Here is a 24,384-nt window from a genome sequence, read left to right as displayed (position 1 = left end):
TTATTTATTGAATCAACCGCAGTATGAAGTGCTTACGGTATTATAGTGCAATAATACGAATAAAATTTTATCATACAATAGTATTTTAGAAAAAGAAAATATATTTTTGTACAACAATTATTAAAATATGCTACAGAGAATTCAGACTATATATCTTGTACTTACCTTTGCTGTAACAGCAATTGTATTCTTCTTTTTTCCATTATGGACGTTTGAAGATCAAAAGCCATTTTATTTTATGGAAAACCAATTATATGTTGTATTATTGGGTTTAAGTACAGTGCTATCTGTATTAAGTATAATTTCGTTCAAAAAAAGACAAAATCAGTTTGTGATGAACCGACTGAATATGATATTAAATTTAATTTTATTGGGATTGTTTGTATATCGTTCACTAAATATATCTGGAGAAACACCCGTTGTTTCAGAGAAAGGTATTGGGATGTTTCTGCCTATAATTGCTATCGTGTTATTAGTTTTAGCTAATAAAGCCATCAAAAAGGACGAAGATCTTGTAAAATCAGTGGATCGTTTGAGATAAACCTATAAATTTAATTTTATGTGCGAAAAAGGCCCGAATGTAATATTCGGGCTTTTTTATGTTTTAGTTTGAGCAAATATCATTATTTTTACCCTATCGAATATAAAATAGTGTTGCAAAATGCATTTTGATTTACACCAAAATCTATATTTTAAGCTTACGCTTTATGACAGAAAAAATACGAATTCACCTCGCAGACGATCATCAAGTATTAATTGACGGTTTGACTAGATTACTACAAACTGTTGCCTATTATCAAGTTGTCGGAAGTTCCTTAGATGGATCTAATCTTTACGACGAAGTGACTCAAAATCAATCTTCTATTTTAGTTTTAGATATTAGTATGCCTACCAAAGATGGTATCGAAGTTTTAAAAGAATTCAATCTAAAAGGATATCCTTGTCGCGTTATAGTGCTATCTAGTTATGATGACCTGAAGATCATCAAAGAAGTTATGAAGTTAGGAGCAAGCGGTTATTTGACTAAAAAATGTGCAGGAGAAAGTATTATTGAAGCCATACAAACGGTGAGCAAAGGAGAAGAATACTTTTGTAATGATGTGCGTTTAAAAATATTTGATACGTTTACAAAAAGCAATCCCAAGTTGAATAAATTAGATGCCGTTCAAAATTCGATACTGACTGCACGCGAGTTAGAAATTGTTACACTTATATCATTAGAATACAGCGGAAAAGAGATTAGCGAGCAGCTGTTTATCAGCACCAATACAGTGGAAACGCACCGTAAGAATATCATGAAAAAGCTAAAAACAAAAAACACAATTGGTTTGGTTAAGTACGCACTCAAAAACAACCTGATTAAATCATAATCATTACGCAAGGCTTTTGCTTCCTCATTAATATTCAATTATTAGATTATGATTCACTTACAGAAATATTCTTAAAATGTTAAAAGTTAGAATATTTTTACTAGCTGTATTTTTACTTTTTACAGTAAATACTTCACTATTTGCGCAAAGAAAATCGGATTGGAAGACTGACGCATTGTACGAAGAATATGTGCAAGCAGTAGAACTACTGAACACCGAAGAACACGAAAAATCATTAATTTTCTGTCGAAAACTTTTAGAGAAAGCAATTCTAACGCAAGATGACGCCGCCACTGGCTATGCCTATAATACTATCGCAGCCAATTTTGATGCTTTAAGTGAGCCTCAAAAATCGTTGTTTTACTATAAGAAAGCACTATACTATGCTGAGAAATCAAAGAATAATAAACTTTTAAATTGGGTATTTAATAACTTAGGAAATATTTATTGCTTTGATAAAAAGGATTACGAAAAAGGAATTTACTATTACAAACAGTCATTATATTATAGCACGGTAACCAAAGATAGCTCTCAATTGGTATTGACCCAATTGAATATTGCGTGGGCTTATTTTGATATTAAAGAATTTAAGAAAGGCGAAGAATATATCAATTTTATAAACCAGCACCATCCCAAACACGGAGATGCGACCACCATTACAGCACTAAAGTTACTGAACGGAATGTACTATAATTACAAAAATGACACGGTGCAAGCGGCAACTTTCTTTAAACAAGCGATTAACGAAGGCGTCAAGAATGAAGAACGATCTGATCTGTCTTTTACTTTTCAAGAATATTCAAGATTCTTATTCAAAAACAAACAATACAAAGAAGCATATTTAACCCTCACAAAGTACGATAGCTTAAATGAGTTAATAAAAATTGAAGATAAATTAAGCAAAGTAAATACAACAGGTATCAATCTGCAAATTGATGAATACAAGCGTGAATTAGATAAAATAGAATCTTTGTATAGAAACAAAGAGGAACTGTTGCTGTATGAAAAATCTCGAAATAAAAAAGTCATAGGTATTATGATTTCTTTGTTTATTATTTCGATAATTTTATTTTATTTTTTCTTTCAGAATACCAAATTGAAACAAAAAAGTAAACTGAAAGATATTCAACGAAAAATTCAAGACAATATTATTAATGCAAGTATTGATGGACAAGAATCAGAGCGAAAAAAAATTGCTGAATTTTTACATGACAATATTAGTGCAATGTTATCTTCTGCAGGAATGCACCTCAAGGTGTTGAGTTCTACTAACGCGGTAGTACCGGAAGAGCTTATAAAGACCAAAAGTATTTTAGAAGATGCTCACGATCGTGTTCGTGATTTATCGCACAAATTATTGCCAACCTTACTGGTTCGTTTTGGGCTTTTTTATGCTATAGAGGATTTATGCGAAAAAAACTCAAACACAAACATCCATTTTGAATACCTGAGTACAATTTCGACAAAAACACGTTACAATGAAAAGTTTGAAATGCGATTGTACTTTATAATTTGCGAACTATTTAATAACATTGCCAAACACAGTGACGCGACTAAAGCTCAGATTGAAATGACTTTTGTAAACCATGAGATTATGATTTTAATTCAAGATAATGGTCGCGGTTTCGACACCACAAAAATGTTGACACTCGAAGGATTCGGACTTAATCAAATTAAAGCTAGAATTAAAAATTTGAATGGGGATTTAAATATAAAGTCAAGTAGTGAAAACGGAACTTCCGTAAAAATTAGAGTGCCTATTTTGTACTAATTAAGTGCGTTGCTCGATCTCAATAATTTCTAAATCTTTAATTTTATCTTCCTCAATTACAAAACGCAACATAGTACGTACGGTATGAAATCCGCTTTTTCCGGCCGCTCCTGGGTTCATGTGCAATAAGTTTAATTTTTTATCAAATTGCACTTTTAATATATGCGAATGTCCACAAATAAAAAGTTGTGGCGGGTTTTGAGCTAGTTCTTCTTTAATTTTCGGATTGTATTTTCCGGGATAACCACCAATGTGAGTAATCCAAACGGAAACTTTTTCGCAAAAAAACCGATTGTCTAATGGAAATTCTAATCGTGCTTTGGCATCATCAATGTTTCCATAAACAGCACGTAGTGGTTTCAATTTTTTAATTGCGTCCGTAACTTCCAGATTACCAATATCTCCAGCGTGCCAAACTTCATCGGCTTGCTTAACGTATTTTAAAATCGTGTCATCAATATAACTGTGGGTGTCGGAAAGTAAGAGAATTTTTGTCAATTTTTTAAGCTCAAAGATTTAGAGGATCAAAGATACAAAGGTTCGAAGGTTTTTATCTTGGTAATTCTAAAAATAAGAAATTGAATACTTATTAATGATCCGTTTTTTTAACGGTCGTCACTTCTCAAAATTTACGTCTTCTAATAAAAAACTTTGTACCTTTGCCCCTCACAAAATGGGAACCTTTAACTTGAGATACTTTATTCACTTTGCATACAACGGCACGCAATATCATGGTTGGCAGTACCAGCCAAATGCGAGTTCTGTTCAGGAAACGTTGCAAAGAGCACTTAGTGTAATCTTAAATTCAGCTGTAGCACTTATGGGAGCAGGTCGAACAGATACTGGCGTACATGCCAAGCAAATGTTTGCTCATTTTGATTTTCAAAGTACAATAGATTCTGTTGTATTGATACACAAACTCAACTCGTACTTGCCCAAAGACATTGCTATTTTTGACATTATTTTGGTTCATGATGAAGCTCATTGTCGTTTTGACGCGAGCAGGAGAACGTATGAATACCGTATAAACACTTTTAAAAATCCGTTTGTAGAGGAATTAAGTTGGTATTTTAATCAGAAATTAGATGTGCCATTAATGAATGAAGCGTCACAACTTTTATTACAACACACTAATTTTCAGTGTTTTTCGAAAGTGAATACCGATGTAAATACTTTTGATTGTACGATTTTTGAAGCCTATTGGAAAAAAGAAAATGATCAGCTCATTTTTACTATTTCGGCCAATCGTTTTTTAAGAAATATGGTTCGCGCTATAGTTGGAACCTTGATTAATATTGGATTACATAAAATAACGGTACTCGATTTTGAAGCGATAATTGCGAGTAAAAGTCGCGAAAAAGCAGGATTTTCTGTCCCAGCACATGGCTTGTACTTAACCAATGTTTATTATGACTATTTAAGCCCATAGCCCTGGTTGCAGTGGAAAGCTTTTGTGACAAAAATACTGCTTTTGTGTTTTTTGCAATGCGACCAGCGGAAGCTTTGAAAAAAACAAAACAAAAGCGTATTTTTGAGAAAAACTTGTAGCGAAAAACAGGATTAAGCTCCTGCAAATGATTGAGAAGAAAAAAAATGAAAGCAAAAGCCTTTGATACCCGATTATTCAAACGAATTTTAACTTACACCAAACCTTATAAACTCCGTTTTAATGGCGTCATTGTATTTGCAATTTCGCTATCTATTTTTGCGGCACTACGCCCCTATTTATTAAAGCAAACGGTTGATAGTTATATTCAAACTGAAGACAAACAAGGACTTTTAATGTACGTTTCTCTTATGGGAGCGGTTTTATTGGCCGAAGTTTTTTCGCAGTTTTACTTTGTGTATTGGGCCAATTGGTTGGGACAAGATATTGTAAAAGACATTCGAACCAAACTGTTCAAGCACATTTTGAGTTTCAGAATGAAGTATTTTGACTTGGTTCCGGTGGGGCAATTAGTAACGCGTTCGGTTTCTGATATTGAAGCTATTGCGCGTATTTTTAGTCAAGGTTTATTTATGATTATCAGCGACTTAATGAAAATGTTTGTCGTACTTATTTTTATGTTCTACATGAACTGGAAATTAACATGGATTGTCATTATTGCAATGCCTATTTTAGTGGTTATTACCCGAGTTTTTCAGCGAAAAATGCAGGTCGCTTTTGAGGAAGTACGTACACAAATTTCGAACATGAACTCGTTTGTACAAGAACGAGTAACCGGAATGAAAATTGTGCAACTCTTTAATCGTGAGAAAATTGAACTCGATAAATTTAGAGAAATAAACGATAAACACAAGACAGCCTGGATCAAGACCATTTTGTACAACTCGATTTTCTTTCCTATTGCCGATATTATTTCGTCGCTAACATTGGGGTGCGTGGTGTTGTATGGCGGAACTCAAATTTTGAATGGCGATACTTTTACTACTTTTGGAGATTTATTTTCATATACCATGTTTATTTCTATGTTGTTCAACCCATTGCGTCAAATTGCAGATAAGTTTAACGAAATGCAGTTGGGAATGATTGCAGCCAACCGAGTTTTTGATATCATTGATACTCAAGACCAAATTCAGGACACAGGTAATATTGAAGCCCCAGTGTTTAGAGGTGCTATAGAATTTAATGATGTTCGATTTGGCTATATTCCGGAAGAAGAAGTGATCAAAGGAATTAATTTGTCGGTTGCTGCGGGACAAACTGTTGCAATTGTTGGCTCTACAGGAGCAGGAAAATCGACTATTATTAATTTATTGAATCGTTTTTATGAAATTAATTCGGGAACGATTTGTATTGACAATCAAAATATCGAAAATTATACGCTAGCTTCACTGCGCAAGCAAATTGCAGTAGTATTGCAAGATGTGTTTCTATTTGCTGATACCATTTATAATAATATTACACTAAACAATCCAGAGATTACCAAAGAGCAAGTAATTGCAGCGGCCAAAGAAATTGGCGTGCATGATTTTATAATGACGCTGCCTGACAATTATAATTTCGACGTAAAGGAACGCGGCGTAATGTTATCATCGGGACAACGTCAATTGATTGCTTTTTTACGTTCGTACGTAAGTAATCCGAGCATTTTAATTCTCGACGAGGCCACATCATCCATTGACACCTATTCTGAAGAATTAATTCAACGTGCCACCGAGACAGTGACTCAAGGACGTACTTCGATCGTTATCGCACACCGATTAGCAACTATAATAAATGCAGATAAGATTGTTGTGATGGACAAAGGTAAAATTGTCGAACAAGGAAACCATCATGAATTAATTAACAAGACCGGTGGTTATTATAAAAACTTATACGATTCTCAGTTTGTAGTAGCCAATTAAGAACACAATAATCTAATTATTAGTAAGTTATATCCTTAGATAAAATGTAGTATCTTTAAAAGTATATGTAGACACAATTCGTGTAATTTTACCATACTAGAATTATTTTGGAAATAAGTTTTGTCTGTATTTTTATAATGTACGATTAATTTCATTTTTTATTTATATCAAATTCTAAACCCTATTCAAATGCCACAAATTAGAGTTTATCCTAATGAGGAATTCCGAGAAATTAAATTAGAAGGCACCTTTAGACATCGTTACGCCGTTTCAAACAAAGGACGCATGTTGAGTTTCAATGATAAAATGCTGGAAGGTCGACTTCTTAAGGGAACCTATATTGACGGTTACCGATTTTTTCGTTACAAACGCGTAGATGACGAAGGAAAAATAACGAATTTCAGTCATTTTATCTGTAAATTAATTGCCGAAGTATTTATTCCTAAAACAGCTGTGCATCAGACCAAATTATTGCATTTAGATTACGTTAGAGACAACGATGATATTCGTAATTTACGGTGGGCAACTCACGAAGAAATGCTAGAACACAGCTACAATAGTCCGAACAACAAACGTGCTTTGGCTGAACTTCAAGCCAATAACAAGTTGGCCGACGGTCGCAAACTAACCGTTACCAAGGTTATGTACATTAAAAAATTGCTAGCAAGACCCGACAATAAAACCCGACTAAAAATGATTGCTAAGCAATTTGGTGTCAGCGAAATGCAAATTAGACGCATTGTTAGTGGCGAAAACTGGGGACATATTACAGTTTAATAAAAATTCAGCAAGTAGTTTTAGTGCTTAATACTTTCATATCCATCCTTACAAAAATGCACTTTTTCAGGAATCTCTGTGAAATATGCTTTTACAATAGTGATTCCATACAATTTTCAATCCTCTTTTAAAATAAATCCTTAAATTCGCAATCGCAAATAAACTGGTAAATATCCAGTAAAAAATAACAACTCAATTTTTATGTTGTTGTGGAGCGCTAAATTAAAAAAAGTACAAAAATGAAATACGACGTTATTGTTTTAGGAAGTGGACCTGGTGGATATGTAACTGCCATTAGAGCATCACAATTAGGCTTTAAGGTGGCCGTAGTTGAAAAAGAAAACTTAGGTGGAGTTTGCCTTAACTGGGGTTGTATACCGACAAAAGCATTGCTAAAATCGGCTCAAGTTTTTGATTATTTAAAACATGCGTCTGATTACGGATTAACAGTTTCTGATTTCGATAAAGATTTTGGAGCAGTAGTAAAACGAAGCCGTAACGTTGCTGAAGGAATGAGCAAAGGCGTTACTTTTTTAATGAAAAAAAATAAAATTGATGTTATCTTAGGATTTGGGAAACTAAAACCAGGAAAAAAACTAGACGTCACCGATAAAGACAATAAAGTAACTGAATATAGCGCAGACCACATTATTATTGCAACAGGAGCACGCTCTCGTGAGTTACCAAACTTACCACAAGATGGTGTAAAAGTAATTGGATACCGCCAAGCGATGACCTTACCAACACAACCAAAGTCAATGATTATCGTTGGTTCTGGAGCTATTGGAGTTGAGTTTGCACACTTTTACAACTCTATGGGAACCGATGTAACTATTGTAGAATTTATGCCAAATGTAGTTCCAGTAGAAGACGAAGATATCTCGAAACAATTCGAGAAATCATTGAAAAAAGCAGGAATAAAAATAATGACCAATTCTTCTGTTGAAAAACTAGATACTTCTGGCGAAGGCGTAAAAGCAACTGTAAAAACAGAAAAAGGAGAAGTTATTTTAGAAGCAGAGATTGTACTTTCGGCAGTTGGAATCAAAACCAACATCGAAAATATTGGTCTAGAAGAAGTTGGAATTGCAACCGACAGAGATAAAATTTTAGTAAACGAATTTAACGCAACAAATATTCCAGGCTATTACGCTATTGGAGATGTTACTCCTGGTCAAGCTTTAGCACACGTTGCTTCGGCTGAAGGAATTAACTGTGTTGAAAAAATTAAAGGATTGCACGTTGATCCAATCGATTACGGAAACGTTCCCGGTTGTACGTACGCAACTCCCGAAATTGCTTCGGTTGGTCTAACTGAAAAACAAGCAAGAGAAAAAGGATACGACCTAAAAATTGGAAAATTTCCATTTTCAGCTTCTGGAAAAGCGCAAGCTTCTGGAACTCCAGACGGATTTGTAAAAGTGATTTTTGATGCCAAATATGGTGAATGGTTGGGTTGCCACATGATTGGTACCGGCGTAACCGACATGATCGCAGAAGCGGTTGTAGCTCGTAAACTAGAAACTACAGGACACGAAATCCTTAAATCAATTCATCCGCACCCAACAATGAGTGAAGCAGTGATGGAAGCCGTTGCTGATGCTTACGGCGAAGTAATTCACTTGTAAAAAGTAAAACATATTTATGTATAAAAGTCCGATTTGCATTTTTGCAGGTCGGACTTTTTATTTGGGCGTGCCCCGCAAAAAAAGCGGGTCAGGCTGTCCACTATATCTTTTATGCCAAACCATGGCACAAAAGGATATCGCTCCCATCCTTCACGCGACCCAACTTGTTCTAATTAGCACGATTACAAGTACAACATTTCGATTTATAAAAAATAGTTCCAATTTAGAACAAGATCAACTACTTAAAAACAAAGATTTTTCTTATCTTTAATTTTAAATATTCTGTAATATGAATTGGAACGCTAAGTTAATAATTCACAAAAATGAGCAACGAATCGCCGTTTTTTTCGACAAAGACATCGATTTAATCAGTCGTCTAAAAAAACTAGATGACGCACGATGGAGTGCTAGTAAAAAAGTATGGCACGTTCCTGCTTCTGAGCACAACATCAGACGTTTTAATATAATTCCGAAACCAACACATTCACTGTACAATGTAGAACAAATTGAGAAGTTTAGGTATTGGCTATCCTCCAAGCGTTATAGTGAAAGTACCGTAAAGACCTACATAGAAGCGTTAAAATCATTTCTGCTTTTTTATACCGAAAAGCCAATAGCTGAAATCACAAATGAAGATATCATTGTCTTTAACAATGAACACATTATAAAAAACAAATTTTCAGTTTCCTATCAAAACCAAATCGTAAATGCAATCAAACTTTTCTTCTCTACTATTCAGTCTCGTCAAGTTGAAATTGATGCCATTCACAGACCGAAAAGAGAAAAAAGCTTACCGAACGTACTCAGTAAAGAAGAAGTTAAACAAATTCTAGACGCACATTCCAATCTAAAGCACAAAACGATGCTATGTCTAATATACAGCTGTGGTTTGCGTTGTGGGGAACTTCTGGCCATGCGTCCACACCACATTGACTCCAAACGGAACATCATCTTATTAAAAAATGCAAAAGGTAAAAAAGACCGAATCGTACCGTTAAGTCCCAAAATACTAACGCTACTAAGAGAATACTTTATAGTCCATAAGCCATCTATTTATCTTTTTGAAGGGTACGAAAAAGGACAACCCTACAAAGCTCGCAGTTTACAGCAAGTTTTAAAATTAGCCTTAATTAAAGTACAAATTTCCAAACCAGTTACCTTGCATTGGTTAAGGCACAGTTACGCTACTCACCTACTAGAGTCGGGCACAGACTTGCGTTATATTCAAGAATTATTAGGACACAGCAGCAGCAAAACCACCGAGATATACACCCACGTGAGCACCAAAAACATTCAGCAAATAAAGAGTCCATTTGACGATTTATAAAGCAATTTTTACTATTTTCACGAAATATTATACGCAATTCAAGTTCGCTAATACAACTCACCTAGACGTTGTTCACGCTACTGTAAGGCGCATATATACTAGTTATATGATAGCTTGAGCTATACTAAACATTTAAAATTTCTATCTCCATTTGCTTGCAAAACTTCCAAAAGGGTTTATTGTTGTCTAGTTCACTCCATTCTCTTTGGTCGATTCCTTCAAACTCATCTAATATCATTTCCCATATTTTTTGAGAAATATTACTATCGTAACCAAATACAAGAGGTACTTTCGTTGGTTTGTAATCAGTTTTGATTCCGTCTCCAAAAACACGGTGTTCAAATCTTAATTTATTTTCTTTTTCTAATTCCACCAAATTTTTAGGCAAATCAATACCGTCAGCATTTCTAATCACTTTTGTTCCAAATAAAGAAAATTTATCATTTTCACTTCTGTACAAAAAGTTGTGGTGAGAGTTTTTAGAATATAAAGAACCATATAGGCTTTTATGGAATGTATCGTTAAGAGCAAACATTTCTTCATTCATTTCAGATATATGTAAACAAGGTTCTTGAAACCAAACGAAAACATTTCCTAATCCTCTCGATGTTAAACTACCTCCGCAACTTCTTGTAATCCATATTTTTATTTTCATTATTATTTATTTTTGTCTTATTAAATAAAAATCCATCATATAACACTCGTTTTGTGCTATTACGGCAATTGTAGTTAAATTAAATTTTGTTGTTACGTTCATGTTTTCGGTAGCCGAAAATTTATCGTTCGCTATGTGCCGTAACATCACAAAGCGAGAGAACGTTAGCAGAAATTAACCCAAAAAATATGGAAATAATACTAATTATTGTACAAATATTAATTCTCGTTGCGATAGTAATCGCCTATTTTATGATTAAAAATTTGTTACCAAGCTATTTTTCAGAAAAAGGAAAAAATATCGCAACCAAAGAAGATATTACAGAAAAGGTAAAAACTGTTGAAAGTTCTATAAGTATATTAACGGGAAATATAGTTGACTATAATTCTTTAAAAAGGAACTATATATTAGATTATTTTGGAGCATATAATAATTGGCAAAGAACTATTTCAAATAATGAAGTAGATTATTCTTCAAACGCAAAAGAAATAAATAAACAACGACTTGAAAGAATATTAGAAGCAAAACGTTTATACAACATTAAAGAAGGTGAAATAGAGTTGTTTATTAGTGACCAAGAATTCTATCAGGCAAGAACTGATTTAACTATTGAAACACTGAAATTTCAACAACTTTTTGAAGAGTTATCTTTAGAAATTGAACATATTAATCAGAAAAACGAAACTAATAAATTAGATGTTATTTCGGAAAAGCTAACTCAATATCGAAAAGACACAATAAGTTACACAAAATCTACACAAAAATTTCGTAACATATTAATTAGTTATCTTGAAAAGGAATTAAAAAAAATGATGGAAAAATAACTTCTGCTAACAGCTAAGGCTTCGTTGCGTCTGAAAGACGAACAATGAAGCCGCGGTTGAACGGAACCGATTACATGCCGTCAGCACTATGGAGTTATCGTAAAATGAGTAGAGAGATTACAAGAGGCTAAAACGTCTCTTTTTTTTTGCAGTATAAACAGAATGGTTTTTATAGTGATTTCCTTCACTCCAAGCTTCGGGATTGGGCATAAAATCCCTTACCCATAAATTTAGTTCTTACAGGGATTTGAGCTTTGGCTATTGCCAAGATACCAAGCAGGCGGACCACGCTGATCAAATACCAATATCCGATGTAAATTGCCTGTTTTGCAACAAGGACATTTGGGCAAAAAAGGTTTCTTCTCTACTTTTTCTAGCACTTTTACCTTTAGTTTTTCTTGTAAAACTTTTAGTTTCTCCCGTTTCCAAGTGCTACTCAAAAAACCATAATGACGGAGCTTAACAAAACGCTTAGGCAAAATATGCAACGCAAACCTTCTGATAAATTCCTCGTGAGTAAGTGTCATTTGTTTCTTAAATCCGTTTTGACGGTAATCTTTGTAGCTAAAAGTTACGTTTTGATTGTCTATACTTTGGATTCGGTTATTGCTAACGGCTATTTTATGGGTATATCTTCCTAAATATTCCACTACTGATTTTGGACTTCCAAAAGGCTTTTTGGCAAACACTACCCATTGTTTTTCCCACAATTGTTTCTTGACTTTGGTATAATTATCAGGGCTTCTCTCTTTTAGTTTCTCACAATATTTTGCCCTAAAAACTTTGGACAATGCCTTGACTGCAAACAAAAATTTACCATCGCCTGGTATGTTTTGCCACTTGCCATTTTTGTCCACACCACCGCCTGGAACAATGCAATGCAAGTGTGGATGAAGGGATAAATTTTGTCCCCAAGTGTGCAAAACAGCAATCATTCCGCTTTGGATTGCTGCGGCTTTACTAAAGGTTTTCAACGTTTCCCATGCCGACTCAAAAAGTAAATCATACACTAATCTTGGATCATGAATAGCCAGACTATTAATGCTATCAGGCAAAGTAAAAACCACATGGAAGTATGGAACTGGTAAGAGTTCACTTTGTCTAGCTTGTACCCAATCTTCGCGGTTTTTACCTTGACATTTGGGACAATGTCTATTGCGACACGAGTTGTAACTAATACTAATTTTACCACATTGATCACACGCATCAATATGACCGCCTAAAGCTGCCGTTCTACATCTTCGCACGGCTGATAAAGTCCGCAATTGCCAGGTATTGAGTCCTAGATTCTCTACTTTGCTTCCCAGTTTTTCTAGTACATGAGCTACTTCATTTCGACTCCGCTCAATACAGGCTATTCCACTTCGCTTAGCAGCTACTTGCGGCTGCATTTTTCGAAAAGTGTATCTAGCGGACTAAAAGCTTTTATAGTGTCAAGTTGAGCAATATGCAAATATTCCATTGTAGTCTCGATATTCTCATGTCCCAAAAGATTTTTTAATGTGATAATATCTAGTCCATCTTCAAGTAAATGGGTAGCAAAAGTATGTCGAAGCGTATGCACGCAAACCTCTTTAGTAATTTCAGCGGATTTACAGGCTTGTTTGACAGCCCATTGTACGCCACGTTGGGAATAGCGGCTATCGAAGTCTCCTCCAGCTCGTTCAATAGACTGACCGTTAAAGAGATAGGTTTTGGGTTTTTCGGCTTCAATGTAAGTTTTGAGTCCGCGGATTAAATGTTTGGATAGTGGAACATAGCGGTCTTTTTTGCCTTTGCCTTGCACCACTTTGAGTTGCTCGCGATCAAAATCCAAGTCTTGCAAACGCACACTTCGTACTTCCATACAACGCAATCCACAACCGTACAAAAGTCCAATAAGCATTCTGTGTTTAAGTAGTTGGCAACTATGGAGCAACCGCCAAACTTCTTCTTTACTGAGAACTGTTGGAAGTTTTTTCTCGTGCTTTATAGAAGGTAAATGCAGGTATTCATAAGGAAGTCCTTCGGATTTTAAAAGAAACCGAAGTCCGTAAACGCAATGCTTGAAATAGGTTTGTGAAGGTGTTTTGGAACGCTTTTGAAGCATAAACAAGTATTCTTGCACCTGCTCTACATCAAGCTCAGTGGGGATTTTTCCAAAATGCAAAGCCATAGAAGCTACATGCCGAGCATAATTAGAAAAGGTGCTTTGACTTCTGCCTAAAATAGAAATCGTACGTTCAAATCGATGCAAGAGTTCCTCAAAATTTGGAACTTCACGAATTGCCTGATTAAGGATTTTGTTTTCCCTTAAAGCATCAGGATGCTTTTTTTTGTACCCATGTAAAAAGTTTTAGTATTTTTACAAAGGACTAACATTTTCACCCAAAACACTACCGAAGGTTTAGTTCAACAGCCGTTTGGCGTGATTGGGGTTTTAGTGGAATTAGCGTTTTTTTATTACCTTTACGTTAAGCCGAAAATACTCGGTTTCAAAAGTCCCCAACCACGCCAAGCGCCAAGACGTTATGTGAGATTCCAAAAAAAAATCGCGGAAATTTGGAAAGTTACCATTTTTTGGTAACTTAGCTAAAAAATTTAATTATGGGACGAAATACTTCTATATCGCTTGGTAATCATTTCGAAAGTTTTATTGAACATAGTGTTAATGATGGAAGATTCAATAACGCAAGTGAAGTTGTCAGAGCAGGGCTTCGTCTTTTGGAAGATGAAGAAAATAAGATAATTGCTTTAAGAAAAGCAATTAATGATGGGATTGAAAGTGGTCGTGCAGTAAATTTTGATGCTAAAAATTATCTTGAGGTTCTAAAAGCAAGAAAAAGTTAAAATGGCTAAATATTATTTAACTAATAAAGCAGTTAATGATTTATCTGATATTTGGGATTATACAATTGAAACTTGGTCTGAAATGCAAGCTGAAAAGTATTATAATTTGCTTTTAGCAACTTGTGACGATTTGGCAAATAATCCAGAGCTTGGGAGAAATTATGATATAATAACTAAAGGAATATTGGGGTTTAAATCAGGCGAACACATTATTTTCTACTCAATTATATCAAAGAGTGAAATAGAAGTCGAAAGAATTCTTCACGGAATGATGGATTTGAAAAGCAGACTATAAGGAACCTCACATAACAGCTAAGGCTTCGTTGCGTCTGAAAGACGAACAATGAAGCCGCGGTTGAACGGAACCGATTACATGCCGTCAGCACTATGGAGTTATCGTAAAATGAGTAGAGAGATTACAAGAGGCTAAAACGTCTCTTTTTTTTTGCAGTATAAACAGAATGGTTTTTATAGTGATTTCCTTCACTCCAAGCTTCGGGATTGGGCATAAAATCCCTTACCCATAAATTTAGTTCTTACAGGGATTTGAGCTTTGGCTATTGCCAAGATACCAAGCAGGCGGACCACGCTGATCAAATACCAATATCCGATGTAAATTGCCTGTTTTGCAACAAGGACATTTGGGCAAAAAAGGTTTCTTCTCTACTTTTTCTAGCACTTTTACCTTTAGTTTTTCTTGTAAAACTTTTAGTTTCTCCCGTTTCCAAGTGCTACTCAAAAAACCATAATGACGGAGCTTAACAAAACGCTTAGGCAAAATATGCAACGCAAACCTTCTGATAAATTCCTCGTGAGTAAGTGTCATTTGTTTCTTAAATCCGTTTTGACGGTAATCTTTGTAGCTAAAAGTTACGTTTTGATTGTCTATACTTTGGATTCGGTTATTGCTAACGGCTATTTTATGGGTATATCTTCCTAAATATTCCACTACTGATTTTGGACTTCCAAAAGGCTTTTTGGCAAACACTACCCATTGTTTTTCCCACAATTGTTTCTTGACTTTGGTATAATTATCAGGGCTTCTCTCTTTTAGTTTCTCACAATATTTTGCCCTAAAAACTTTGGACAATGCCTTGACTGCAAACAAAAATTTACCATCGCCTGGTATGTTTTGCCACTTGCCATTTTTGTCCACACCACCGCCTGGAACAATGCAATGCAAGTGTGGATGAAGGGATAAATTTTGTCCCCAAGTGTGCAAAACAGCAATCATTCCGCTTTGGATTGCTGCGGCTTTACTAAAGGTTTTCAACGTTTCCCATGCCGACTCAAAAAGTAAATCATACACTAATCTTGGATCATGAATAGCCAGACTATTAATGCTATCAGGCAAAGTAAAAACCACATGGAAGTATGGAACTGGTAAGAGTTCACTTTGTCTAGCTTGTACCCAATCTTCGCGGTTTTTACCTTGACATTTGGGACAATGTCTATTGCGACACGAGTTGTAACTAATACTAATTTTACCACATTGATCACACGCATCAATATGACCGCCTAAAGCTGCCGTTCTACATCTTCGCACGGCTGATAAAGTCCGCAATTGCCAGGTATTGAGTCCTAGATTCTCTACTTTGCTTCCCAGTTTTTCTAGTACATGAGCTACTTCATTTCGACTCCGCTCAATACAGGCTATTCCACTTCGCTTAGCAGCTACTTGCGGCTGCATTTTTCGAAAAGTGTATCTAGCGGACTAAAAGCTTTTATAGTGTCAAGTTGAGCAATATGCAAATATTCCATTGTAGTCTCGATATTCTCATGTCCCAAAAGATTTTTTAATGTGATAATATCTAGTCCATCTTCAAGTAAATGGGTAGCAAAAGTATGTCGAAGCGTATGCACGCAAACCTCTTTAGTAATTTCAGCGGATTTACAGGCTTGTTTGACAGCCCATTGTACGCCACGTTGGGAATAGCGGCTATCGAAGTCTCCTCCAGCTCGTTCAATAGACTGACCGTTAAAGAGATAGGTTTTGGGTTTTTCGGCTTCAATGTAAGTTTTGAGTCCGCGGATTAAATGTTTGGATAGTGGAACATAGCGGTCTTTTTTGCCTTTGCCTTGCACCACTTTGAGTTGCTCGCGATCAAAATCCAAGTCTTGCAAACGCACACTTCGTACTTCCATACAACGCAATCCACAACCGTACAAAAGTCCAATAAGCATTCTGTGTTTAAGTAGTTGGCAACTATGGAGCAACCGCCAAACTTCTTCTTTACTGAGAACTGTTGGAAGTTTTTTCTCGTGCTTTATAGAAGGTAAATGCAGGTATTCATAAGGAAGTCCTTCGGATTTTAAAAGAAACCGAAGTCCGTAAACGCAATGCTTGAAATAGGTTTGTGAAGGTGTTTTGGAACGCTTTTGAAGCATAAACAAGTATTCTTGCACCTGCTCTACATCAAGCTCAGTGGGGATTTTTCCAAAATGCAAAGCCATAGAAGCTACATGCCGAGCATAATTAGAAAAGGTGCTTTGACTTCTGCCTAAAATAGAAATCGTACGTTCAAATCGATGCAAGAGTTCCTCAAAATTTGGAACTTCACGAATTGCCTGATTAAGGATTTTGTTTTCCCTTAAAGCATCAGGATGCTTTTTTTTGTACCCATGTAAAAAGTTTTAGTATTTTTACAAAGGACTAACATTTTCACCCAAAACACTACCGAAGGTTTAGTTCAACAGCCGTTTGCCAAGATTGGGGATTTAGTGGAATTAGCGTTTTTTTATTACCTTCACGTTAAGCCGAAAATACTCGGTTTCAAAAGTCCCCAACCTCGGCAAGCGCCAAGACGTCAGGCTGTGAAAAAACTTCTTTTTCCTCTAATATGCCCTCACATTGGTATTACTACAATCCAAATAAAGCCTTTTAAGAAGCCTGTTTTTTTAGGCTACAAATTGAAGTGGAAAGAAAACAAATCCTGATTTCGGCTTTAAATAGTTCGTTTTTAATAAAAACAAGACTTTGATCTTGTAGGGTGACTTCCAGTTCTTGATTTTGGCAATTAAATCCGGTACTCCCAAAATATTTATGGTACGTTTGATGTTGTAAACTAGCATAATTAAACTGTGTTCTCCGTTTACTTTTTCAAGACCCGTTAAATTGGTATGGTTGTAGCCCCATTGTCGCTTGATAGTACCAAATATATGTTCGTTGATCTCCTGTCTCGTGCGGTACAATTGCGGGTTTTCTTGATAGCGTTTGTTGTTTTCTTCAACAGCGTCCGCATACTCACTTCGGTCGATTTCCCGTCCTGTTGTTCTGCTGGTGCATAAATGTTTTACAGGACATTCTTTGCAAGTTGGTGTTCGGTATTTTTTAAATTGATAACCGCTTTGTTCGGTTCTACCGCTTTTCTTGTGCCATCTTCCAGTGGTTTTTAAGATTTCTCCCTGGGGACATGTATACGTGTCGTCGGATTTGTTGTATTGAAATTGTGCTACCAAATATTCGGGTTGTATAGTACTTTCTTTACTTCTTCCTGGAGTAGGATGTGCTACAATTGTCGTAATATTATGTTCTTTACATTGAGCGATTTCTCGTCCATTGTGGTAGCCTTTGTCTACTAAAACCGTAAAGGTTTCTACTTCTAAATTTTCTTTGGCTTCCAAAGCAATTGCGCCTAATGCGTTAAGGTCATTACGATTTATAGTGTGGGTGGCAACTACTAAATTGTGTTTATTGTCAACCGCTGTTTGAATATTGTAACTCACTTCTACCACTACTCCTTGTACCAAAAGAGCTCGCGCATCTTGGTCGGTAGTACTAATTTGGGGTTCCCCGCTTTCTTTTAGTTTTTCAGTCAAAAGCTCGTAGTTGATTTTATTGGCTTTCAAACGCTCTATTTTGGCTTGAATAGTAGTGATTTTTGTATTGTTTTCTTGAGTGTCGTTTTGTTCCAAATCAGATAAATATTCTTGGGTTTTTTCTTCAATATATGCCAAGTGTGTCTCTATTTTCTTTTGGCTGAAGTTGGCTTTCTTACTATTATGCGCTCGGCTTTTAGTCCCATCGATAGCAATGGTTTGACATCCTACTAAATCGGCATCTTTCAAAAAGGAAACAAAAAGTTTGAATAAGTTCTTTAAGGCGATAGGATTGTTTTTTCTAAAATCAGAAATACTGTGGTAATTGGGGCCAATACCCTCTAATAACCACTGCATTTCAATGTTTCTCAGGCATTCTTTTCCGAGTTTTCGCGAACTACGAAGGCCGTTGAGATAGCCGTACAAATAAAGCTTGAGAAAAATATTAGTTTCAAAACTAGGCCGACCTTCGGTTTTTAGTATTTGTACTTCAAAACCTAATGCTTTTAAATCAATATGCTCTACAAAAGCATCGATGAATCGGATGGGATTATCTGTAGAAATGCTAGATTCTAATGAAGAAATGGTCATTTGGTTACGGGAAATTCCTGTGATGTGTTGCATTCTTAAAAATACGAAATTTAGTACTTTATTTCAACTGTTTTGCTATATTTGTTTGAATAAAAACGGAGGTTTTTTCACAGACTGACGTTGGCAGTAATAGCACCGCACCGCAATAAAAAAGACCATATGAAAGAAAAATTAACTCTTATTTTTTCAATAATTTTATTATCCTCAAATAGTTTTGGACAAAAACTTACTTTAACTGATTTAACAACTCTTTGTAATAAAAAAAAATGGGAAGATATTAATCAATTTATGCTTATAAAAGGTTGGACATATTACAATTCCGAAGAAGGTAACAATGAAAAATATAGCACAATTACTTGGTCTTATAATAAAAACGATTATAGCGATAAAGCACAAGGTTGGTTTTACTTATATACTTTTGACAACTATCCAAATAAAATATCCTATTCAATTTTTAATAAAACTTCATATCTTTTAATTCAAAATTCTTTAGTTTCAAATGGTTTTAAACTAATCGATAGTGAAATTGAGGATGAAAAAGTTATATCTACTTACACTAATCTAGGTTATACATTAAAAATATCAAACTCAAAAAGGAAAGATGATGATTGGTCTGACAGAAGTTTAACGGCTTACAATATAACCCTAATAAAAAAAGCAGGAATTTATGATTCATACAACGGAAAAAAAACAGAATATTACGATAATGATATTATAAAAGCTGAATATACTTTAGCAAATAATAAAATTAATGGTGTTTTTAAATACTATGATGAATATGGAAACCTACAGAAAATAAGTAATTATGTTAATGGAGTCCTTAATGGTAAAGTAATTGAGTATAACGAAAATGGAGATAAAAACGCTGAATATTTTATTGTTAATGGAAATAAAAACGGCTTACTTACATTTTATGAAAACAATAAAATATCATATCAAACAAATTTCAAAGACGATTTAAAAAATGGTCTACATACTAATTTATATTATGATGACGATACTAAAAAGCTATATTTGAAAGAATATGGTCAATACATAAATGACGAAAAAAGTGGTAGTTGGAAAACCTTTTATTTAGATGGAAAAACAGAAAAACTTTTAACTTATACAAATTTCTCAAAAGATTTAAAAGAAGGTGCTTTTCAAGAAATACATGGAGATAGTCTACTAATAGGTAATTATAGAAGCGATGAATTAAATGGAAATTATAAAATTTATATTGACCAAGCAAGATTATTTGGAGGTGGACTAATAAATACAGATATTTCAAAATTGACATTACTTACAGAGGGGCAATATTCAGAAGATTACAAAACAGGATATTGGAAAACTTATGATATTACATCTACATTAAGAGCCGAGGGAAATTATAACAATAATTTAAAGAATGGAGAATGGAAATACTATTACACCAATTGGTCGAAAGAAGGAGGTGGAACAACCGAATACTCAAAAAAATTATATTTAACTCAAAATTACTCAAATGACAAACGAAATGGTAAGTCGATTAGATTCTCTTTCCTTGATGATGAAAAATATCCGTGTAATGAAATAGATGAAAATGGAGTCAAATTAGATTCTTGTGTAAAACAAGTTTATACAAAAATTCTAGAAACATCATATTATAAAGATGATGAATTAAATGGTATCTACGAATTACGTGACTCTATCGGTCAAGTAATAGTAAAAGGCAATTTTTTAAATGGTTTAAAAAACGGTGAATTTTTACGAAGATATATCGAAAACGATATAGAAAACAAACCGTATTCAGTCTTTCAAAAAGGAAAATATGTAAATAATAAAAAGGAAGGTAAATGGGTAGAATATTATCAAGAAAATAAAATTGAAAGTGAATTCACATTTAAAAACGATGAACTAAATGGTGAATATATTGAATTCAATAATTTTAACAAACCTAGATTTATAAAACAATTTGAAAATGGCAAATTAACGCAACTAGTCATTAATGATAGTTTAGGGAAAACAAAAATTAAAAAATATGACATTATAGAACGAAACGAAAATAATCTAAAATGTATAGAAACTGAATATCTAAAAGATGTTATAGTTTCACAAGAATATTGGTTAAAAAATGATGATATAGACCATAATTTTTTTCAATTTGATTTCTTTATAAAAACTAGTAAAGAACCAGACGGAACTTTAGGATATAAAGATGGTACTTTTTTATTAGCAAATTTAGATAACGAACCACTAATTACAGGTAAATATAACAAAGAAAATAAAATCGATTTATGGACTTATTATTTCTATGAGCAAAAAGTAAAAATTGAAATAAAATTCATAGAGAATAAAAATACGGAAGAATTATATTTAAAATTGGATGAAAGTCTATTTTCAGGAGAGTTTGAATATTTAGACAATGAAAACAATACCAAAGAAATAAGAAAAATTAAAGATGGATTAAGAAATGGGAAAACTTCATTTATAGATCTAAAAACTAAAAAAATTATAAATAAAGAAACATACAAAAATGGAACATTGAAAGAATAGCTACTACTGCCAACATGAACTGTGTAAAGAAACTAATTTTTACGTCGTTTTTTGCAAATAAATATCCTGGTATAAAGTTCTGTTTTTTACGACTCCAAATACAATTTTAAGCAGCTTGTTGCATACGGCAATTAGAGCTGCTTTTTTGTTCTTCCCTTTAGCCACTAATCGATCATATAAATCACGACAATGGGAGTTGGTTTTCTTCGCATTTAAGGCGCACATATATAAAATATTACGCAGTTGTTGACCTCCTTGTTTGCATATTCTGACTCGTCCTCTTATACTACTTCCACTTTGATATTCGGTCGGACTCAAACCGGCATAAGAGATCAATTGTTTATAAGAATTCATGTCTTTGAACACCTTGGTATAGATAATTAATTCGGCTGAAGCCCTACTTCCAATTCCTTTTACACTCTGTACTAACTTAAGTGTTTCTCCCTCCCATTGAACTAGTTTCTCTTGTAATTCAAGTTCTATATTTTGCTTCTCTTGTCTTAGCTATTTGCTGATTTTTTGAAAGCTTTTTTCTACTGATTTTGTATCAAAAGGACACTTTTTTAAGCTATGAATCTGATTGCTAAATTTGGTTATTTCCTTGGTTAAATCATGTATAGCATTGTTTAATGAACGGCACTCAAAGTAATTGTTGTCAGGCATTTGATACAATTCTGGATTGCGATTCAATCCATATTCATAGATGTGTTTGGCATCTTTTTTATCGGATTTATTACGCTCTAAATGCATCTGGATATAACGCTTGATTTGAAGTGCATTTACCACACTGAATTTTATATTTTTTTTATCCAAAAAGAAAATAAATCGCAAATGATAAACTCCTGTAGATTCCATAACAAAATGGGTCTCTTTACCAGATTCTTTGATCAATTCTCTAAATCCAGCTACCGAATTGGATACTTGTAAATGTTGTTCAATTCCCTTCTTGTTTTTAAAATAAGCATCTAAGGTTTCATTAGAAACATCAATACCACAATAATTGTTTTTCTCTTCCATTTTATATAATTTTATTCTTAATTAAGAGAACAAACTCTTGCACAACAACCAACGATCCTAACACGAACTTTATGGTCAAATAAACTGTAAGGTTTGAAGCAAGAAATGAGCAGGGATAATCATGTTAGTGAAGCTATAATGCCTAAGCCGTTTGGCGAGATTGGGGTTTTAGTGGAATTAACGTTTTTTATCATATCTTCGTTTCTGCAGAAAATACTCTGTTAAAATGTCCCCAATCTCGCGAAGCGCCGAGACTTTGGTGGCAATTTAAGCGCAGAATCAGGAAATATAGGGGGTATAACCAAAAGTATCAATCTACTTAATATAAAAAAGGTCGAAAAGTCCAATGAAATCAAGGTCTAAGACAAAAAAGGTCGAAAATGCAACTTAAAACGAAAAGTACATTTAGTACCATTTAACTACCATTCAAATAAGCATTTTAAACGCTTTAAACAGAACAACTACCATTGTCACAGGAAAACATACCTAAAAGGCTCACAAGAGCAGTAAAATAAAGGAATTAAGAAATAATAGCACCGTTTAAAATAGTATTTAAACGGTTTTTTTATGCCTTGTTTTAAATGAATGCCATCTCACTAATATAGATTGATTTTATGTTTTGCGGTTAGTGTTGGGGTTAGTGTTGGGGTTAGGTATTTAGATATTTTTATATCTACCAACAAGTAGGTACTACTATAAAAGATTGTTTAAAGGATAAAAAAATAGCTATCAGCATAGGGATAAAGCCTGTTGCTAATAGCTATATATTAATTTACGCTATTGAATATCAGTAACTTGAGCTAAAAAGAGCGTTTAATTACATGAAAAATCTGTAATACGTCATTCAAAGGGTAATCAAAAGGTTTTGAATTTGGGTTTCTTGATGACAAAGTGATCTTTCCATTTTCTTTCAATTCTGTGATATCTTTATGCCAAATTCCGTCTTTTGTAATGACTACAAAACCGTATTTAGTATTATGAAAGCCATTAGCCCATAAATGCTTACCAACTTCTCTACCTAATATATCAGCTCCGGAAGGCGTATCGTAACCTCCACCATTCCACATGCTTTCTCCAAAGGATTCAAAGCCTACATAATTCCCACGACCGATATGATCAACTTTAAATGTAATGGTCGAAAATTCGTCTTTACATACTGTTATGTCGTTGTAACACTCTACATAAGAAGCGTGTGCAACAAATGGAATCTTAAACACCTCAATTCTAATTGTCCCGTCATTATAAACAAAGTACTTATTGCCGCTAGAATTTCCTAAGACTTCAGGCTCCTGATTATCATCGAAAAGCTTTGCTTCGTTTTGAATCTCATACACTAATCCATTAAGCTCACTGATAAAAGAACCACCCTCTTCTCTCACTGGAATACTTTCAGATTTTTTTTCTATCTCTCCAACTCCAGATAACAACCATTCAATATTTATTTGAGGGTATTTAGATAAAATACTGTCTAAGAAATCTGAATTTACTGATGTTAATTTTTGTTTTCCTTTAAAATTACCATAAGTCATTCCCAGATTTTCTATAAATTTTTCTTTACCAATTCCTTTGTATTCAGCATATTGCAAAATTCTTTCCTTGATAAAGGATATATTTTTATCCATAATTTGTTTTTGAGATATTATTTTATCTATATTTGTCACGACAACAAGACAAAACTATGGAGAAAAATAATATTGTCCTAACAAACGGACTAAAAACTAAAAAAGAAATTGAAAGTCTTGAACAAAGATTGCAGTATGGTGACTACACAACTCTCGGAGCTGCACTTAGTTGCTCACCAGATGCTGCCAAAAAAAGATTTATTCGTGGTAATGCTGAGGCCTTTAATGCTTTGGATAGAATTATTACCAATAGAGAAGATCTAGTAAAAGATTTGCAAAATAAACTTTAATC

The 24,384-nt window shown here is 34.1% G+C and carries 23 protein-coding genes; 13 read left to right on the top strand and 10 right to left on the bottom strand.

Features of this window, described 5'->3' with window-relative positions; all coding sequences use genetic code 11:
* The first annotated feature begins 127 nt into the window (after positions 1–127).
* From ACRASX_RS11340 to ACRASX_RS11330, 3 genes are all read left to right on the top strand, one after another.
* Positions 128–541 carry a DUF4293 domain-containing protein gene (locus ACRASX_RS11340; RefSeq protein ID WP_066308245.1) on the top strand — a complete coding sequence of 138 codons (414 nt, stop codon included), beginning with the start codon at positions 128–130 and terminating at the stop codon, positions 539–541.
* A gap of 166 nt (positions 542–707) precedes the next feature.
* On the top strand, positions 708–1,370 hold the full coding sequence (locus tag ACRASX_RS11335) for a response regulator (RefSeq protein ID WP_066308247.1): 663 nt from the start codon (positions 708–710) through the stop codon (positions 1,368–1,370).
* Between the two features lie 76 nt (positions 1,371–1,446).
* Positions 1,447–3,141, top strand: a complete 1,695-nt coding sequence (locus ACRASX_RS11330) for an ATP-binding protein (protein WP_432221304.1) — start codon at positions 1,447–1,449, stop codon at positions 3,139–3,141.
* On the opposite strand, the gene ACRASX_RS11325 is transcribed toward ACRASX_RS11330, so the two are convergent.
* On the bottom strand, positions 3,142–3,639 hold the full coding sequence (locus tag ACRASX_RS11325) for a metallophosphoesterase family protein (RefSeq protein ID WP_066308252.1): 498 nt from the start codon (positions 3,637–3,639) through the stop codon (positions 3,142–3,144). It lies immediately after the preceding gene.
* A gap of 190 nt (positions 3,640–3,829) precedes the next feature.
* Here ACRASX_RS11325 and truA point away from each other — a divergent pair, with 190 nt between their 5' ends.
* From truA to ACRASX_RS11300, 5 genes are all read left to right on the top strand, one after another.
* Positions 3,830–4,570, top strand: a complete 741-nt coding sequence (truA, locus tag ACRASX_RS11320; RefSeq protein ID WP_432223085.1) for a tRNA pseudouridine(38-40) synthase TruA — start codon at positions 3,830–3,832, stop codon at positions 4,568–4,570.
* A 164-nt stretch (positions 4,571–4,734) separates the two neighbouring features.
* A complete protein-coding gene (locus tag ACRASX_RS11315) occupies positions 4,735–6,489 on the top strand; it encodes an ABC transporter ATP-binding protein (protein ID WP_432221303.1) in 1,755 nt (584 codons plus the stop codon).
* Between the two features lie 189 nt (positions 6,490–6,678).
* The gene (locus tag ACRASX_RS11310; RefSeq protein WP_432221302.1) at positions 6,679–7,266 is read left to right on the top strand and encodes an NUMOD4 domain-containing protein; all 588 of its coding nucleotides are present in this window, start codon (positions 6,679–6,681) and stop codon (positions 7,264–7,266) included.
* Between the two features lie 239 nt (positions 7,267–7,505).
* Positions 7,506–8,894 (top strand): dihydrolipoyl dehydrogenase, encoded by a 1,389-nt coding sequence (gene lpdA / locus ACRASX_RS11305; protein ID WP_432221301.1) that lies wholly within the window; start codon positions 7,506–7,508, stop codon positions 8,892–8,894.
* Positions 8,895–9,183: 289 nt separating this feature from the next.
* On the top strand, positions 9,184–10,221 hold the full coding sequence (locus tag ACRASX_RS11300) for a tyrosine-type recombinase/integrase (protein WP_432221300.1): 1,038 nt from the start codon (positions 9,184–9,186) through the stop codon (positions 10,219–10,221).
* A gap of 124 nt (positions 10,222–10,345) precedes the next feature.
* Here the strand turns inward: ACRASX_RS11300 and ACRASX_RS11295 are convergent, their stop codons facing one another.
* Positions 10,346–10,876: a hypothetical protein gene (locus tag ACRASX_RS11295; RefSeq protein WP_432221299.1), complete on the bottom strand. Its 531-nt coding sequence runs from the start codon at positions 10,874–10,876 to the stop codon at positions 10,346–10,348.
* Between the two features lie 188 nt (positions 10,877–11,064).
* On the opposite strand from ACRASX_RS11295, the gene ACRASX_RS11290 reads away from it, so the two are divergent.
* Positions 11,065–11,700 carry a hypothetical protein gene (locus ACRASX_RS11290; RefSeq protein ID WP_432221298.1) on the top strand — a complete coding sequence of 212 codons (636 nt, stop codon included), beginning with the start codon at positions 11,065–11,067 and terminating at the stop codon, positions 11,698–11,700.
* Between the two features lie 230 nt (positions 11,701–11,930).
* On the opposite strand, the gene ACRASX_RS11285 is transcribed toward ACRASX_RS11290, so the two are convergent.
* Together ACRASX_RS11285 and ACRASX_RS11280 are read right to left on the bottom strand one after the other, a co-directional pair.
* Entirely contained in the window at positions 11,931–13,091 is a 1,161-nt protein-coding gene (locus tag ACRASX_RS11285; RefSeq protein WP_432221296.1) for an IS91 family transposase, read from the bottom strand.
* The gene (locus tag ACRASX_RS11280) at positions 13,076–13,936 is read right to left on the bottom strand and encodes a tyrosine-type recombinase/integrase (RefSeq protein ID WP_432221295.1); all 861 of its coding nucleotides are present in this window, start codon (positions 13,934–13,936) and stop codon (positions 13,076–13,078) included. The genes ACRASX_RS11285 and ACRASX_RS11280 overlap by 16 nt, the downstream gene beginning before the upstream one ends.
* Positions 13,937–14,286: 350 nt before the next feature.
* Here ACRASX_RS11280 and ACRASX_RS11275 point away from each other — a divergent pair, with 350 nt between their 5' ends.
* Positions 14,287–14,529: a type II toxin-antitoxin system ParD family antitoxin gene (locus ACRASX_RS11275; RefSeq protein ID WP_188050870.1), complete on the top strand. Its 243-nt coding sequence runs from the start codon at positions 14,287–14,289 to the stop codon at positions 14,527–14,529.
* Between the two features lies 1 nt (position 14,530).
* Positions 14,531–14,824 carry a type II toxin-antitoxin system RelE/ParE family toxin gene (locus ACRASX_RS11270; RefSeq protein WP_432221297.1) on the top strand — a complete coding sequence of 98 codons (294 nt, stop codon included), beginning with the start codon at positions 14,531–14,533 and terminating at the stop codon, positions 14,822–14,824.
* A 234-nt stretch (positions 14,825–15,058) separates the two neighbouring features.
* Here the strand turns inward: ACRASX_RS11270 and ACRASX_RS11265 are convergent, their stop codons facing one another.
* The 3 genes from ACRASX_RS11265 to ACRASX_RS11255 all read right to left on the bottom strand — a co-directional run bounded on the left by ACRASX_RS11265 (position 15,059) and on the right by ACRASX_RS11255 (position 18,972).
* Positions 15,059–16,219 (bottom strand): IS91 family transposase, encoded by a 1,161-nt coding sequence (locus ACRASX_RS11265; RefSeq protein ID WP_432221296.1) that lies wholly within the window; start codon positions 16,217–16,219, stop codon positions 15,059–15,061.
* Complete coding sequence (locus ACRASX_RS11260; RefSeq protein ID WP_432221295.1) at positions 16,204–17,064, bottom strand: tyrosine-type recombinase/integrase; 861 nt, start codon at positions 17,062–17,064, stop codon at positions 16,204–16,206. The genes ACRASX_RS11265 and ACRASX_RS11260 overlap by 16 nt, the downstream gene beginning before the upstream one ends.
* A 363-nt stretch (positions 17,065–17,427) precedes the next feature.
* Positions 17,428–18,972 (bottom strand): IS1182 family transposase, encoded by a 1,545-nt coding sequence (locus ACRASX_RS11255; protein ID WP_432221294.1) that lies wholly within the window; start codon positions 18,970–18,972, stop codon positions 17,428–17,430.
* A gap of 126 nt (positions 18,973–19,098) precedes the next feature.
* Here ACRASX_RS11255 and ACRASX_RS11250 point away from each other — a divergent pair, with 126 nt between their 5' ends.
* A complete protein-coding gene (locus ACRASX_RS11250) occupies positions 19,099–21,453 on the top strand; it encodes a hypothetical protein (RefSeq protein ID WP_432221293.1) in 2,355 nt (784 codons plus the stop codon).
* 39 nt (positions 21,454–21,492) lie between these two features.
* Here ACRASX_RS11250 and ACRASX_RS11245 read toward each other — a convergent pair whose 3' ends face one another.
* From ACRASX_RS11245 to ACRASX_RS11235, 3 genes are all read right to left on the bottom strand, one after another.
* The gene (locus ACRASX_RS11245) at positions 21,493–21,936 is read right to left on the bottom strand and encodes a transposase (RefSeq protein WP_432223084.1); all 444 of its coding nucleotides are present in this window, start codon (positions 21,934–21,936) and stop codon (positions 21,493–21,495) included.
* 21 nt (positions 21,937–21,957) lie between these two features.
* Positions 21,958–22,470, bottom strand: coding sequence for an IS110 family transposase (locus ACRASX_RS11240; RefSeq protein ID WP_432221292.1), 513 nt, complete (start codon positions 22,468–22,470; stop codon positions 21,958–21,960).
* Between the two features lie 800 nt (positions 22,471–23,270).
* Positions 23,271–24,092 carry a hypothetical protein gene (locus ACRASX_RS11235; RefSeq protein WP_432221291.1) on the bottom strand — a complete coding sequence of 274 codons (822 nt, stop codon included), beginning with the start codon at positions 24,090–24,092 and terminating at the stop codon, positions 23,271–23,273.
* A gap of 56 nt (positions 24,093–24,148) precedes the next feature.
* On the opposite strand from ACRASX_RS11235, the gene ACRASX_RS11230 reads away from it, so the two are divergent.
* Positions 24,149–24,382, top strand: a complete 234-nt coding sequence (locus tag ACRASX_RS11230) for a hypothetical protein (protein ID WP_432221290.1) — start codon at positions 24,149–24,151, stop codon at positions 24,380–24,382.
* Positions 24,383–24,384: the final 2 nt, after the last annotated feature.

This window comes from Flavobacterium sp. TMP13 (assembly GCF_050847115.1).
In the GTDB taxonomy this organism is placed as follows: domain Bacteria; phylum Bacteroidota; class Bacteroidia; order Flavobacteriales; family Flavobacteriaceae; genus Flavobacterium.
Note: the sequence above shows the minus strand (reverse complement) of the source record. Positions and strands in the feature narration are given on the sequence as shown.